We start from the raw sequence: 14035 nt of genomic DNA on the forward strand, positions 1-14035 counted from the left end.
TCACTCCGCGGGCGTGGGCGTGGGCGAGGGAGCGGCCGGCTCAGGTCTCCTCAGCCGGCCCGAGAGCTGGGCGCCCAGGCCCAGCACGCCCTTGGGCAGGAACAGCGTAACCCCCACGAACAGCGCGCCGAGGGCGAACAGCCACGCCTCCGGCAGCACGCCCGTGAACCAGGTCTTGCCCGCGTTCACGATCAGCGCGCCCAGCGCCGCGCCCACCAGCGTGCCACGTCCGCCCACCGCCACCCAGATCACCATCTCGATGGACTGGGCGGGCGCGAACTCGCCCGGATTGATGATGCCCACCTGTGGCACATACAGCGCCCCCGCCACCCCCGCCAGCATGGCCGAGAGGGTCCAGGCCACCAGCTTGTAATTCTCCACCCGGTAGCCGAGGAAGCGGGTGCGGCTTTCCGCATCGCGCACCGCCACCAGCACCTTGCCGTATTTGGAAGTCACCAGCCCCCGGCAGATGAGATAGCCCGCCGCCAAGGCCAGCGCCGAGGCCACGAACAGCACGAGCCGCGTTTCCGGCGCCTGGATCGAAAAACCCAAGATGTCCTTGAAATCGGTGAGGCCGTTGTTGCCGCCGAACCCCATGTCATTGCGGAAAAAGGCGAGCATCAGCGCGAACGTCATGGCCTGGGTGATGATGGAAAGATACACGCCCGTGACCCTGGAGCGGAACGCGAACCAGCCGAACACGAAGGCGAGCAGCCCCGGCACCAGCAGCACCATGACCATGGCGAAGGGAAACCAGTTGAACCCGAGCCAGAACCACGGCAGCTCGTGATAGTTCAGGAACACCATGAAATCCGGCAGCACCGGATTGCCATAGACCCCGCGCGGGCCGATCTGGCGCATCAGATACATGCCCATGGCATAGCCGCCCAAGGCGAAGAAGGCGCCATGGCCCAGGGAGAGCACGCCGCAATAGCCCCACACCAGATCCACCGCCACCGCCAGCAGCGCATAGGTGAGATATTTGCCCAGGAGCGGGATCATGTAGTCGGGCACATGCAGCGCGCTGCCCTCGGGCAGCAGCAGATTGGAGGCGGGCACCAGCACCGCCGCCGCCAGCACGAGGACGAGGAAGATGCCGCCGGTGCGATCGATGATGCCTCTCATGATTCCACCGCCCGGCCCTTGAGCGCGAACAGGCCGCGCGGACGCTTCTGGATGAACAGGATGATGGCCACCAGCAGCAGGATCTTGCCCAGTACGGCGCCGGCGAACGGCTCCAGCAGCTTGTTGGCGATGCCGAGGGTGAAGGCGCCCACCAGCGTGCCCCACAAATTCCCCACCCCGCCGAACACCACCACCATGAAGCTGTCGATGATGTAGCCCTGCCCGAGATTGGGGCTCACATTGTCGATCTGCGAGAGCGCCACCCCGGCGATGCCGGCGATGCCGGAGCCGAGGCCGAAGGTGAGCGCGTCGATGCGCCCGGTGCGAATGCCCATGGCCGCCGCCATGCGCCGGTTCTGCGTCACCGCCCGCACATAGAGGCCGAGCGACGTGCGCTTCAGCACCAGCAGCAGAGCGAAGAACACCAGCAGCGAAAACACAATGATCCACAACCGGTTCCAGGTGATGGACATCTGCCCCACCTGGAACGCCCCCGACATCCAGGACGGTGCGCCCACCTCCTGATTGGTCGGCCCGAAGAGGGAGCGCACCGCCTGTTGCAGGATGAGCGACACCCCCCAGGTGGCGAGCAGCGTTTCCAGCGGACGGCCATAGAGGAAGCGGATCACCGTCCGCTCGATCAGGATGCCGACCAGACCGGTGAACAGGAAGGCGAGCGGCAGGGCGATCGCAAGCGACCAGTCGAACAGCGCCGGCGCCGAGGTGCGGATGATGTTCTGCACCACGAAGGTGGTGTAGGCGCCCAGCATCACCATCTCGCCATGGGCCATGTTGATGACGCCCATCACGCCGAAGGTGATGGCAAGACCAATGGCCGCAAGCAGCAGCACCGAGCCCAGGGACAGGCCGTACCAGACGTTTTGCGCCACCGCCCAGAACTTCAGATTGCCCTCGATGGCGGCGATGCCGGCGGTCGCGGCGGTCGTCACGGCAGCGGGAGCATCGGCTGGTACCGTACGCAGGAGGCCAAGAGCCTCCTGATCCCCGCGCGCGGCGAGGCGCTTCACCGCCGCCACCCGTTCAGCTTCCGGCGCATCGGCCTTGCCGATGAGGATCGCGGCGCGCGCCTCGGCCAGGGCCACCTTCACCTCGGGCTCCGTCTCCTGCGCCAGCGCGGCGTCCACGGTCGCGAGCGCGGCCGCGTCGCGAGACTTGAACACGGCGGCCGCAGCCTCGCGGCGCCGGGCGGGATCGGCATCGAGCAGGGAGAGCGCGCCCGCCGCCGCCTCGATCGCCCGCCGCACCCGATTGTTGGCCCGCACCGGGGAGAGATCGGCCGGCGCGCTCGCCACCGGGGCGCCGGTGGCCGCCTCCTCAAGGCCGCCGGCCTTGGTGCGGACAAGAACCGCCTTGGTGACGGGATCGAACAGCAGGCGCCCGTCCGCCAGCGCCGCCACGATGGCCGCCGCGCGGGGGCTGCCGCTGGACGAGAGCGCCGCCAGGGCATCGGCCGTGTCGGAATAGCTGTCGGTGGCGAATTTCGCGACCATAGGCGTCAGGTCCGGCGCCGTCTCTGCCCGCGCCGCTGCCGCCACCGTCATCAGACCACAGAGCAGGATCAGAACGCGCATCGCCGCCGGCACCCAGCGCCGCGCTCCAACGCCCGGCGCCGACGGCGGCCACGCGCGGCGTCTTCGCTTGGACAGGCCATGACGGGGCGGGGTTGGACTGCGCATGGGCGGGACATCCAGAGCTGAACGGACGCGCCCCAGAGGGTTGGGTCGCGCGGAATGGGGCACACGATGCGGCTGGAACCGCCCCACCGGACGGGATCAGCGCGCCATCGGGTCCCCGAACCACCCCGCGCGACGGGGCCGTGGCGTCGCGGCGGGGTGGACGGATGCGGCCCGGTGGCCGGTGTGCGCCCTCTCCCCGGGCAGGGGGGAGAGGGCCGGGTGTAAGGCCCTTCCGCGCGGCCGAGAGCTTTGCTTTGCGGAATGACCCCTCGCCTCCACCTGAGCCGGCCCCCACCGGGAGGCCGACCGGGATCACCCGAGGCGAACGGGACGAACCGGGGCGCGCGGCGCCTTATTTGGCCGCTGCGCCGAGGCAGACATTCTTCACCGTGTCGTAGTTGCCGCAATTGTATTTCACCCAGTCGGCCACGAGGCTCTTGGAACCTTCGAGGTAACGCGACCAGGCCTCGCCCGGAATCAGCTCCTTGGTCTTCCACACCACGTCGAACTGACCGTCACCCTCGATCTCGCCGATGAAGACGGGCTTGGTGATGTGGTGATTGGGGAGCATTTCGGCGATGCCACCGGTGAGGTTCGCCTGCTTGATGCCGGGCAGGGTCGCGATCACCTTGTCGGGATCGGTCGTGCCTGCCTTCTCCACCGCCTTCACCCACATGTTGAAGCCAATATAGCTGGCCTCCATGGGGTCGTTGGTCACGCGCTTCGGATCCTTGGTAAAGGCATGCCACTTGGCAATGAAGTCCTTGTTTTCCGGCGTGTCGATGGACATGAAGTAGTTCCATGCCGCGAGGTGGCCGAGCAGCGGCTTGGTGTCGATGCCGGCGAGTTCCTCCTCGCCCACGGAGAAGGCCACCACCGGAATGTCGGTGGCCTTGACCCCCTGGTTGGCCAGCTCCTTGTAGAAGGGCACATTGGCGTCGCCATTGATGGTGGAAACCACCGCCGTCTTCTTGCCCTGGGAGCCGAATTTCTTGATGTCGGCCACGATGGTCTGCCAGTCGGAATGACCGAACGGCGTGTAATTGATCATGATGTCCTCGGCTTTCACGCCGCGGGACTTCAAATAGGCTTCCAAAATCTTGTTGGTGGTGCGGGGATAGACATAGTCCGTGCCGGCCAGCACCCAGCGTTCCACCTTCTCCTCATTGGCAAGGTAGTCCACCGCCGGAATGGCCTGCTGATTGGGCGCGGCGCCGGTGTAGAACACGTTGCGCTCGCTCTCTTCGCCCTCATACTGCACGGGGTAGAAGAGGATGTTGTTCAATTCCTTGAACACCGGCAGCACCGACTTGCGCGACACCGAGGTCCAGCAGCCGAACACGGCCGCCACCTTGTCCTTGGTGATAAGCTCGCGCGCCTTTTCAGCGAACAGCGGCCAGTTGGACGCGGGGTCCACCACCACCGCCTCGAGCTTCTTGCCGAGCACGCCGCCCTTCTTGTTCTGCTCCTCGATGAGCATCAGCATGGCGTCCTTCAGCGTGGTCTCGCTGATGGCCATGGTGCCGGACAGGGAATGGAGGATGCCGACCTTGATGGTGTCCTCCGCCCTCGCCGCACCCGCGGCGCCGGCCGCAAGGGCCGCGAGCGCCGACACGGCGGCGAGGCGCTTCAATCCCGTCGTCGCCCTTTTGAACAACCCGAGCATTCCCGTCTCCCTCGGTGATCTTCGTCACGCGGGCCGCAATTGGAGCGCCCCCGGACCGCCCATCCGGACACGGTGGGACAGCAAGGGCTATGCCAATGGCGACGACGATGGCGGAATCCTGTGTTCGCAACCGGGATTTCTCAGGTCAAACGCGTACGACACCAAAAGGCGCCGTATGATACCATCACATTGAACATAAAACAGGCAGGCGATCAGTTATTGACCAGCCGCGCCGCTGGCGTAGGCAAACCGCGCGGACATGACAGCGCCCGTGCCGGCCAGATCCGCGACATGAATCTTGTCGCCGCGCCCCTTGACGCGCGCGCCGCGCCGGACTTCGGTGCCCGAGCTTATGGTTGTCAGGAGAAACGCGGTGGATGATCTAATCGCGGGCTACAGGCGCTTCCGGGAAGTGGCCTGGCCGGAACGCAGGCAGGTGTTCGAGCAGCTCGCCGCCAAGGGACAAAAGCCGCAAACCCTCGTCGTTGCCTGTTCCGACAGCCGAGTCGATCCACAGATGATCTTCAACGCCGGTCCGGGCGAGATGTTCATCGTCCGCAACGTGGCCAATCTGGTGCCTCCCTACCAGCCGGATGCGAACTACCACGGCACTTCGGCCGCCATCGAGTTCGCGGTGCGGGTGCTCAAGGTCAAGCAGGTGGTGGTGATGGGGCATGCCCAGTGCGGTGGCGTGCATGCCCTGCTCGACGGCGCGCCCCCCGGGGCCGAGGACTTCGTCGCCGAATGGATGGAAATCGCCGAGCCGGCGCGCCGCATGGCCGAGCAGTCCGGCCTGCCCGGAGAGCTGAGGCAGCGCTTTTGCGAGCAGTGCTGCGTCAAGCTCTCGCTGTCCAATCTGAGTGGCTTCCCCTGGGTGCGTGAGCGGGTGGCCGCGGGAGACCTCAAGCTGCATGGCGCCTATTTCGGCGTTGCCAGCGGCCGGCTGGAAATCATGAATGATGACGGAAACTTCGCGGCGGTCTGACATTCCCGCCGGCGGTGATTTGATACTGTCATCACCGGCAGACTAGAGATTCCCCGAGGCCTGTCGTTGCCACATTGCCGCACCGACAGGCCATCAAATCGTTGGCCGGCTCCTAGACCAGTCGCGGGGGGCGTTGTACGGGGGAGAAGTGGGATGAACCTGAGCAAGATCAACGAGGATGCCATGGCCGGAACTGCATCGCACGCGCTGGTCGGCCGCCTCGGTCACGAGCACGTCGCGGACATCGTCGAATTCCTGAACGCCAAGACGGCGCAGGAGGCCACCGACGTGGTCGCCGCCATGCCACTTCCGTGGGCGATCGAGGTTCTCGACCAGCCGCAGTTCCACGACGCTTGCGAGGTGATCGAGGCCCTGCCCCAGGAGAAGGCGGTAGCCCTCCTGGAAGGCATGTCCGCCGACCGGGTCGTCGACGTTCTGCGCTGGGTGGACAACGAGGCCCGAGCCCGTCTGCGCAACGGCATGACGCCGGAAACACGGGTCGCCATCGACCACCTGCTGACCTTCCCGGAAGGCACGGCCGGATCGCTGATGACCACCGAGTTCGTCAGCGTGCCCTCCGACTGGACCGTGCAGCAGACCCTCGACCACGTCCGCGCCGTGGAGGGCAGCCGCGAGACCATCTACGCCATCTATGTGCTTGATCCGGTGACCCGCCGGCTCATCAACACCGTCACCCTGCGCCGGCTCATCTCGGGCGCGCCGGATGCCAACATCACCACCGTGGCGCAGCCTTACGCGCCCATTACCGTGTCCCCCACCCTCTCGCGGGAGGAAGTGGCGCGCACCATCTCCAAGTACGACTTCCTGGCGGTCCCGGTGGTGGACACCACCGGCCACATCATCGGCATCGTGACTGTGGACGATGTCATCGACGCGATGATCGAGGAGCAGACCGAGGACGTCCAGCGCATGGGCGGCATGGAAGCCATCGACGAGCCCTATCTCGACATCTCCTTCCTACAGATGATCAAGAAGCGCGCCGGCTGGCTGTGCGTGCTGTTCCTCTCGGAAATGCTCACCACCTCGGCCATGCAGGTGTTTTCGGACGAGCTCGAAAAGGCCATCGTCCTCGCCCTGTTCATCCCGCTGGTCATGAGCTCGGGCGGCAACTCGGGATCGCAGGCGACCTCCCTCATCATCCGCGCCCTGGCGCTGCGGGACGTGACCTTGAGGGACTGGTGGCGGGTGGCGCTGCGCGAATTGCCCACCGGCATCGTGCTCGGCTCCATCCTCGGCGTCATCGGCATCATCCGCATCGCGGTGTGGCAGGAAGCCGGCATCTTCGATTATGGCGAATACTGGAGGCTGCTCGCCGTCACCATCGGCGCCGCCCTCATCGGCATCGTGACGTTCGGCTCCATGGCCGGCTCGCTGCTGCCGTTCGCGCTGAAGCGGCTGGGCTTTGACCCCGCCACCGCCTCCGCGCCCTTCATCGCCACGCTCGTGGACGTCACCGGCATCGTCATCTACTTCTCGGTGGCCTGGCTGTTCCTGCATGGCACCATTCTGTAACGATACGCCCTAAGCACCTGTGGCCGGGCGCACTTCGCTGTTGCGGCCGGCCATCGGGTCAAGCCATCTTGTCCGCACGTTCATTGGCGTGCGTAGAGGAATCCACCCCCATGGTGCAGCTTGCGTTCATCCTGGTCGGCGCGCGCGCGCTGCGCCGGCGATGGTGGGGGCTTTTCATCGTCGCCATGGTGCTGCTCGCCCTGGCGGTGCTCATCCTGGCCGACATGGTGGACGGCGTGGTGTCCGTGACCACAGAGATGTTCGGCTATGTGTTCCTGTTTGAAGGGCTGCTCGGCCTGTTCATCGCGCTCGGCAGCCCGAACATGGCCGGCCGGATCTTCGGCCTTGCGCGATCAGCGCTGCTCGTCACGCTCGGCGTGCTGATCGCCGATCTGCCCTTTCACAATGATCTGGCGGTCGCAATTCTGTTCGCCATCGCCTTTGCCGTCGATGGGGTGGCGCGCATCGCCTCGTCGGCGGTGATCCGCTTTCCGCGGTGGCGGATCATGGTGGCCATCGGCATCGCCGAAATGGTGCTCGCGCTGTTCGTGGTCACCGGCTGGCCCATGTCCTATCGGCTCAACGTGCCGCTGTTCGTCAGCCTGCTGCTGGTGGTCTCGGGCTGGGTGATCCTGCGCACCAGCCTGATGCTGCGCACTCATCTCGACGAGGTGGCGATCCTCGCCTTGCCCCTGTTCGGCCGGCGCAACTGGTACGACAACGCGCCCGTGCTGGTGGATGCGGACGATGCGCCGCCGCCGCGGCCGCGGCGGCAGGCCGAACCCATGACCGTCTATGTGTGGACCCCCGTGGGCTCCGCCGATGTGCGGGAGCGTCGGCTTCTGGTCGATCGCTACATCGCCGCCGTCGACGCCAATGGCTCCATTTCCACCGGCCATTCGGCCCTGGAAATGAAGCCGGACGTCTATATCAGCCACTATCCGGCCGAGGAGATCGAGGCCGGCACGGCCCAGTTCGCGCGCATGCTGCGCGCCTCCGCCGACAACAATGTGCGCGGACGCTTCCAGCCGTCCTACGGCTATGAATCCGCCCAGTGGTGCGACGCCGACCAGAAGGTCCAATTCTCCATCTATGACGCGCGCCGCCTGCGCGCCTACTGGGCCGGCTACCGGCAGGACAACACTTATAATCTCACCAATCGCAATTGCTCGGTGGCGGTCGCGGCGGCGCTGGATTCCGCGCTGGAAGGCACGCTCAATGCCCGCTTTCCCTGGGTGCGGCTTGGGCGTCTCATGTTGAACCCGGACCTGTGGGCCGCCGCCTACATCCGCTCCCGCGCCGAGGCCATGAGCTGGACCCCCGGCATGGTGCTCGACTATGCGCGCACCTTGAAGCGTATCGTGGAGCCCGGCGCCGCCTCCTGGGTGGTCCGGCTCTCCGACTTCCTGCGCCGCCTGACCTCCCGAAAAGCCGCCACTCCTGGGGAAAGCGCATCATGACGTCAACGGACGCCACCGCCGACGCCGGCGCGCCGCCGCCGGGTCGCCACATCCTGGCGCGCAGCGCCGTCATCGCCACGGCGGCGGTGTTCGGCCTCACGTATTCCCTGAGCGCGCCGCTGGTGGCGTTCGGCCTGGCCCAGCACGGACTGTCGGAGGCGCTCATCGGCGCCAATGCCGCCATGCACGCCATCGGCGTGCTGGTCACCGCCATGCTGCTGCCGCGCATCGTGGCACGCCTCGGGGCGCGGGGTGTCATCATCGGTTCGGTCATCCTGTCGGCGCTGACGCTGATGGCGTTTCCCGCCATGCCCGCGATCTGGCTGTGGTTTCCCCTGCGCCTGTTACTGGGCATGGCCGCCGAAGCGCTGTTCGTCACCTCGGAGACCTGGATCAACGCCCTGTCCACCGAGTCCACCCGCGCTCGCGCCATGGCGGCCTATACGGCGGCGCTGTCGATGGGTCTCGCGCTCGGCCCCATCATCCTGTCGCTGGTGGGCACATCCGGACTGGTGCCCTACGCGCTCGGCGCCGCGATCTGCCTGACGGCGGCGGTGTTCGTCGCCTCCCCCCAGGTGCCGGCCCCCCATTTCGACGAGCCGACCGTGGACTCCCCGGTGCATTACCTGCGCCTCGCCCCGTTGGCACTCACGGCGACCGCGCTCAACGCCGCCGTCGAGACCGCCGGCCTGTCGTTCCTCGCCCTCTATGCCATCGGCCTGGGCTGGGGGGTGGAGGACGCCACGCGCCTGATGTCGGTGATGATGATCGGCGCCATCGTGCTGCAATTGCCCATCGGCTGGCTCGGCGACACCATGGACCGGCGCCGTCTGGTGATCGCGCTCGCGGTGGCCTCGGCGCTGGGGGCCGCGGTGTGGCCCTTCGTCCTCGGGCATGCGGTTGCGACCTATGCGCTGCTGTTCGTCTGGGGCGGCGCCTTCGTGGGCATCTACACCATCATGATCACCATCGTCGGCGCCCGCTTCAAGGGCGGCGACCTGGTGGGCATCTATGCGGTAAGCGGCCTGTTCTGGGGGTTCGGCGCACTGGTGGGACCACTGCTGTCGGGGGTGTCCATGCAATTCCATGTGCACGGCCTCGCCATTTTCACCGCACTCGCCTGCGCCGCGTTCGCCGCTGCCGCCTGGCGCCTGCGCAGCGCAAGCTGACCCCAGGCCCCCGCCGACGGAGGACCTATGAGCGCAGCCGATCTCCCGGCCATTGCCGTGGAAGCCCTGAGGACCCGCCTCGAGACGGCCATCGCCGACCTGCCCGGCCAACCGAGCGTTCTCGTGAGTTCGCCTTGGCGGGCCCCGGAGTTCGGCCTGTTCATCCATCTCCACGCCCTCGCATTGGAGACGCGAGCCCCGCACCCGCCTTTGCATGCGGCCGGTGCCCATCCGCTTGGCGCTACGCCACCCCGACCCGCGTGGACCCTGCGCCTGCTGATCGGCGCCTTCGCTTCGGACGACGGCGCCATCCACCGCCTGATGGGCCGCGCAGCGCTCGCCCTTCACACCGACCCGCTTCTGACCAGCGACGCGCTGGCGGACGCGGCCCGACGCCTCGGGCTGCCGGACCCCACGGCATCGGCGGCGCAGGTGGCTTCCGACGAGATCGGCTGCGCGGACATGAGCCGACTTTGGCAACGGTTCGCGCCCATGCGCTATTCCCTTTCGGCAGCTTGGCGCGTCACCCTGGCCTGACGGGTACGCGCCCGCACGCCCCCGCATGCGTGCGAAAGCCGCAGGTGGCCACCTGCGCGCAAAATGCCGTTGCTGGCAAACGAGACTTGCTGCAACTTCGATTCAGCCACCGGCGTTTTGGGCGGAATGGTGTTTTCGTGGACCATCGGACTGCCCGTGGGGACGCACTCCGAAACATGAGGGCCAGAGCATGACGATCGCAATCCTCTCCGTGGTGACGGTGGTGGCATTGCTTTGGATGCTGCGCGTGGAATCGCGGCTGCGGGAGATCTTCAACCGTCTCGACCGTCAGCAGCAGTTTCAGGACGGCTCAAGCGACACCCTTCAGGACCCGGCCCGCTTTTTCTGACGATCCCGCGACGCGCGCCGACCGGCAGCACCACCCCGGCCACGTCTCATGACGCGGCCGCCGAAGGGGCATGGTTCCTTGCGAAACGACGCACGCGGATGTGGGCCTCAAAGCCCTTTCAAACGCAGCGGATAACGGTTCGCGTCACGAATAAGGCGTGACCTCGACGGTCCGCAGCGATGTCCGTGCGGCCGAGTAACCGGCCAAGGCTCCGAAGCCTCCGGGCCGGCAGAACAGATCACGCGCCACCGAACATCGCGCCAAGGTCCACCCACGAGCGCGCGCCGGTGGCGGCGAAAATCGCCACCAGGTGCTTCTTCATCGCTTCCGGGCTGGTGTTCGTGCACTGCGCGGCTTCCGATCGCGATGCGCCCGAGGCGGCGGCCAGAAGGATGGTCTTCTGCTTGGGGGAAACGTCCTGTCCGAGGATGCGCTCGACGATCCCCAGGCGGGTGGGCGTTTCCGCCTGGAGCGTCAGCAGCACGACAGGGGCGCCAACAGGCGCACCCAATTGTTCCGCGAAGGCCACCAACCGCCCATTGGGTGCCGACAATGTCGTGCTGGGCCGCGGCTCACACGACAACCGCGCGCACAGGGAGCCGGCGAAGGCTGGCGGCTCACGCAGCGGGCCATCGCCGGGCACACCCTGCGCCACATGGTTGCCGTCCTGCAGGAGCAGCCGCGCCGCATCGGACGCAAACAGCAACGCCCGGCCGGCGCGATCGACCACAAGGTGAGCCGGCGGCGCGCTCGCCACCCAGTGGTCTGAGCCGGGAACGGGCACGAAGGCGCGGCGGAGCAGGTCGGCGGACAGCTTGAGAAGGGCCAAATCCTCCTCGTTGAAGGGACGGCGCCGCACCCGGAACAACAGCACCACGGCGCGCGGGCGCCCGTCGTGGTCGATGCGCAGGTCGATCGTGTGGTGGTGGCCGCTCGCCCGGACCAGCAAGTTGTATGTATTGGAGACCCAATAGCTTGTCGGCGGCACCAGCAGGTGGCCCGCCGCCGCCCCGGTCCTGCGCACCAGGGTGGCGACGTTGAGTTCCGCCTCGCCGGTGAAGAGGCGCTCGAACGCATTGGCGAACAGATCGCGGGCTCCGGGGGTGGAATCTTCGTGGAAGAAGCCGGTGGGCAAGCCGCGCTCGTCCATCCAGAAGATGGCGCCGGCATCCGCGCCCACGATCTCGCGCAAGATCCGGCACGCGTGCGGGGCGATGGCCGCGATCCCCACGCCCGTCGAGCAGACGAGTTCGAGTTCGTGCCACATCCTCTTGGCGACCCGCCGCGCCATGGACCGCCTCCCTGCGGAGGAAACGCCAAACACTCCCCCGAGAGGGAATTTTGCGCAGTTGCCGGGGGCTGTAAACACCGTTCCCAGGCCACCGCGTTCCCGGGCGCCGGCCCTGTTCGGGAGGACCTCGCCCCATGCCGAAATGCCGCCGCACCACCCGACCTTCAGCTTTTGCCGTCGTGATGCTGCTCAGCCTCGCCCCAGCTCTTGCCAAGGATCTTCCCGGCGGCAAGGACCATCCGCTGGTCGGGCGCTATGACGGCGCCCAGATCACAAGCTACGAGGCCGTCGCCTTTGACGAGCAGCATCTTCTCAACGCCCCGGTGGATCTCAAGGCGGACGGCGAAAAATTCACCGACGGCAATTCGCTGACGCTCGAAGGCAAGGTCACCCGCATCCGCTACGACGCGCCGAAGGACCGGTCCGCCCTGGAGATCATGCGGAACTATGAGGATGCGCTGAAGGCCAAGGGCTTCGAGCTTCTCTACGCTTGCGCCGGCGCAAACTGCATGAAGGGCCCAGCGAGCCCGTACCGCATGAGCGCATTCGCCGGGGACGGCGCCATCAATTACCGCTATGGCGACGGCGTGCGCTACCTGCTCGCCAGGGCCGCGCGCCCCACCGGCGACGTCTACGCCGCCATCTATGTGGGCGAGAGCAGGAGCGGCCCGCTGCTGCATGTGATCGTGGTGGAGGAAAAGCCCGTCGAAACCGGCCGCATCGCCTTCGTCGATGCCGATGCCATGACGAAGGCCCTCTCCACCGATGGGCGGGTGGCGCTCTACGGCATCCAGTTCGATTTCGACAAGGCCGACATCAAGGCGGAATCTCAAGCCACCCTCGACGAGATCACAAAGCTGCTGAAAGCCGATCCCGCCCTCTCCCTGGTGGTGACCGGCCACACCGATGCCAAGGGCGCGTTCGACTACAATGTCGATCTCTCCCGCCGCCGCGCCACCGCCGTGGTGGAGGATCTGAAACGGCGGGGCATCGCGCCACCGCGGCTCACGCCGTTCGGCGCCGGCATGGCCGCGCCCATCGCCCCCAATGATGACGATGCCGGCCGCGCGAAGAACCGTCGCGTCGAACTCGTCAAGCGCTGAGCCCGCCCGCCAGTGCCCGCCCAGAACCCGAACCGCAGGGATCCTCCCATGGTCAACCCCTTCCCCGCCCCGCGCGTGATCTGCCTTGCCATCATCACCACCCTTGCGGCCACGGGCGGCACCACGCCGGCTCGGGCCCAGGAGCGGATGCAGCCGGGTCAGTGGGAATTCGAATCGCAATTCAAGAGCGGCGCATCCGGCGCCATGTCCTCGGTCGACGCGCGCTGCATCGATGAAGACAGCGCACGCGGCGCGCGCGGTTCCGCCGACGACATCCGCGAGGCCATCAAGGCCCAGGCCCCGGGCTGCAAGATCGAAGAGGTGACGGCGGAGGCTGAACGCGTGACCTTCCGCCAGACCTGCGACTCCCTCCTTCAAACGGCCGAATTCTACTACCGGCGCACGACCATGGAAGGAAAGGTCACCATGACGTCTCCCGGCGCGCCGCCCATGATTTTGACTTCGCACGGAAAGCGCGTCGGACCGTGCCCCTGATCCGGGGAGCGAGCATGCCCCGGCATCCCCCGCACCGGTCCCCATGCTCGCTTCCCCGGTGCCGCCACCACGGCACCTGCCGGATCGCATCGATGACAACAGCATGGTTGAGATGCCTTTGCGGCGCCGCCCTCCTCTTCGGGTCCGGGCTCGTCACCGTGGCCGCGGAGCACCGACCGCAGCCGGTCACGGTCAACCCCATCGTTCTCGATGGCCGGCCCATCGACCCCGGCGGCGCCATCGCCAGGATCGTCGGTCTCAAGGCGGGCGGCGACGGCTTCGTCTCTGTGCGCGAGGGCCCCACGGTGCGCGCCGCCGAGATCGACCGGCTCGGTCCGGGCACCTTCGTCATCGCCACCCACCCGGCGGACAGTCAGGCGGATGCCTTCATCGGCATCATCTATGACCACGTCGGCGACACGGGCGCCGGCCCGTCCCTGGCCGAGCGATGCCAGTTCAGCGAAACCATACCGGCGACGAAACCCGACCGGCGGGCCTATCTTGGCCCGTGCAGAACGGGGTGGGTCGCCCGACGCTTTGTCGAGATTCTGGCCGACTGATGCGCCCGCAGCCCCAGTGCGCTCCGCCACCGCAGTTCCAGGCCCACATCGCTCGTGCAAAGAGG

General features: G+C 67.1%; 13 protein-coding genes. 9 read left to right on the forward strand and 4 right to left on the reverse strand.

The annotated features are described in order from the left end of the window. The 3 genes from urtC to urtA all read right to left on the reverse strand — a co-directional run bounded on the left by urtC (position 1) and on the right by urtA (position 4488). Positions 1 to 1125, reverse strand: coding sequence for an urea ABC transporter permease subunit UrtC (gene urtC / locus HUW53_RS09870; protein WP_237345585.1), 1125 nt, complete (start codon positions 1123 to 1125; stop codon positions 1 to 3). Continuing rightward, positions 1122 to 2717 (reverse strand): urea ABC transporter permease subunit UrtB, encoded by a 1596-nt coding sequence (gene urtB, locus HUW53_RS09875; protein WP_370877795.1) that lies wholly within the window; start codon positions 2715 to 2717, stop codon positions 1122 to 1124. The genes urtC and urtB overlap by 4 nt, the downstream gene beginning before the upstream one ends. Positions 2718 to 3174: 457 nt before the next feature. Next, positions 3175 to 4488 (reverse strand): urea ABC transporter substrate-binding protein, encoded by a 1314-nt coding sequence (gene urtA, locus HUW53_RS09880; protein WP_237345586.1) that lies wholly within the window; start codon positions 4486 to 4488, stop codon positions 3175 to 3177. A gap of 373 nt (positions 4489 to 4861) precedes the next feature. Between urtA and HUW53_RS09885 the strand changes: the two genes are divergently transcribed. The 6 genes from HUW53_RS09885 (at position 4862) to HUW53_RS09910 (ending at position 10521) form a co-directional block, all read left to right on the forward strand. After that, positions 4862 to 5473 carry a carbonic anhydrase gene (locus tag HUW53_RS09885; RefSeq protein WP_237345587.1) on the forward strand — a complete coding sequence of 204 codons (612 nt, stop codon included), beginning with the start codon at positions 4862 to 4864 and terminating at the stop codon, positions 5471 to 5473. Between the two features lie 153 nt (positions 5474 to 5626). Then, the gene (mgtE, locus tag HUW53_RS09890) at positions 5627 to 7006 is read left to right on the forward strand and encodes a magnesium transporter (RefSeq protein WP_370877796.1); all 1380 of its coding nucleotides are present in this window, start codon (positions 5627 to 5629) and stop codon (positions 7004 to 7006) included. Between the two features lie 110 nt (positions 7007 to 7116). Continuing rightward, the gene (locus HUW53_RS09895) at positions 7117 to 8466 is read left to right on the forward strand and encodes an HdeD family acid-resistance protein (protein ID WP_237345588.1); all 1350 of its coding nucleotides are present in this window, start codon (positions 7117 to 7119) and stop codon (positions 8464 to 8466) included. Further along, positions 8463 to 9635 carry an MFS transporter gene (locus HUW53_RS09900; RefSeq protein ID WP_237345589.1) on the forward strand — a complete coding sequence of 391 codons (1173 nt, stop codon included), beginning with the start codon at positions 8463 to 8465 and terminating at the stop codon, positions 9633 to 9635. The genes HUW53_RS09895 and HUW53_RS09900 overlap by 4 nt, the downstream gene beginning before the upstream one ends. Before the next feature lie 27 nt (positions 9636 to 9662). Continuing rightward, the gene (locus HUW53_RS09905) at positions 9663 to 10172 is read left to right on the forward strand and encodes a Pvc16 family protein (protein WP_237345590.1); all 510 of its coding nucleotides are present in this window, start codon (positions 9663 to 9665) and stop codon (positions 10170 to 10172) included. 190 nt (positions 10173 to 10362) lie between these two features. Beyond that, positions 10363 to 10521, forward strand: coding sequence for a hypothetical protein (locus HUW53_RS09910; protein WP_237345591.1), 159 nt, complete (start codon positions 10363 to 10365; stop codon positions 10519 to 10521). 238 nt (positions 10522 to 10759) lie between these two features. Here the strand turns inward: HUW53_RS09910 and HUW53_RS09915 are convergent, their stop codons facing one another. Beyond that, positions 10760 to 11812: a GAF domain-containing protein gene (locus HUW53_RS09915; RefSeq protein ID WP_237345592.1), complete on the reverse strand. Its 1053-nt coding sequence runs from the start codon at positions 11810 to 11812 to the stop codon at positions 10760 to 10762. A 134-nt stretch (positions 11813 to 11946) separates the two neighbouring features. Here HUW53_RS09915 and HUW53_RS09920 point away from each other — a divergent pair, with 134 nt between their 5' ends. The 3 genes from HUW53_RS09920 (at position 11947) to HUW53_RS09930 (ending at position 13970) form a co-directional block, all read left to right on the forward strand. Next, positions 11947 to 12915, forward strand: coding sequence for an OmpA family protein (locus HUW53_RS09920; protein ID WP_237345593.1), 969 nt, complete (start codon positions 11947 to 11949; stop codon positions 12913 to 12915). Between the two features lie 48 nt (positions 12916 to 12963). Then, positions 12964 to 13410 (forward strand): DUF3617 domain-containing protein, encoded by a 447-nt coding sequence (locus tag HUW53_RS09925; protein WP_237345594.1) that lies wholly within the window; start codon positions 12964 to 12966, stop codon positions 13408 to 13410. A 158-nt stretch (positions 13411 to 13568) separates the two neighbouring features. Further along, the gene (locus HUW53_RS09930; RefSeq protein WP_237345595.1) at positions 13569 to 13970 is read left to right on the forward strand and encodes a hypothetical protein; all 402 of its coding nucleotides are present in this window, start codon (positions 13569 to 13571) and stop codon (positions 13968 to 13970) included. Positions 13971 to 14035 lie beyond the last annotated feature (65 nt).

The organism is Xanthobacter agilis (genome assembly GCF_021730435.1).
In the GTDB taxonomy this organism is placed as follows: domain Bacteria; phylum Pseudomonadota; class Alphaproteobacteria; order Rhizobiales; family Xanthobacteraceae; genus Xanthobacter; species Xanthobacter agilis.

Excerpts from the sequence above, each read along its gene's own strand:
- HUW53_RS09900 (WP_237345589.1), top strand. The coding sequence starts at position 8,463 with ATGACGTCAACGGACGCCACCGCCGACGCCGGCGCGCCGCCGCCGGGT.
- urtA (WP_237345586.1), bottom strand. The coding sequence starts at position 4,488 with ATGCTCGGGTTGTTCAAAAGGGCGACGACGGGATTGAAGCGCCTCGCC.
- HUW53_RS09915 (WP_237345592.1), bottom strand. The coding sequence starts at position 11,812 with ATGGCGCGGCGGGTCGCCAAGAGGATGTGGCACGAACTCGAACTCGTC.
- urtB (WP_370877795.1), bottom strand. The coding sequence starts at position 2,717 with ATGCGCGTTCTGATCCTGCTCTGTGGTCTGATGACGGTGGCGGCAGCG.
- urtC (WP_237345585.1), bottom strand. The coding sequence starts at position 1,125 with ATGAGAGGCATCATCGATCGCACCGGCGGCATCTTCCTCGTCCTCGTG.
- mgtE (WP_370877796.1), top strand. The coding sequence starts at position 5,627 with ATGAACCTGAGCAAGATCAACGAGGATGCCATGGCCGGAACTGCATCG.
- HUW53_RS09920 (WP_237345593.1), top strand. The coding sequence starts at position 11,947 with ATGCCGAAATGCCGCCGCACCACCCGACCTTCAGCTTTTGCCGTCGTG.
- HUW53_RS09925 (WP_237345594.1), top strand. The coding sequence starts at position 12,964 with ATGGTCAACCCCTTCCCCGCCCCGCGCGTGATCTGCCTTGCCATCATC.
- HUW53_RS09910 (WP_237345591.1), top strand. The coding sequence starts at position 10,363 with ATGACGATCGCAATCCTCTCCGTGGTGACGGTGGTGGCATTGCTTTGG.
- HUW53_RS09895 (WP_237345588.1), top strand. The coding sequence starts at position 7,117 with ATGGTGCAGCTTGCGTTCATCCTGGTCGGCGCGCGCGCGCTGCGCCGG.
- HUW53_RS09905 (WP_237345590.1), top strand. The coding sequence starts at position 9,663 with ATGAGCGCAGCCGATCTCCCGGCCATTGCCGTGGAAGCCCTGAGGACC.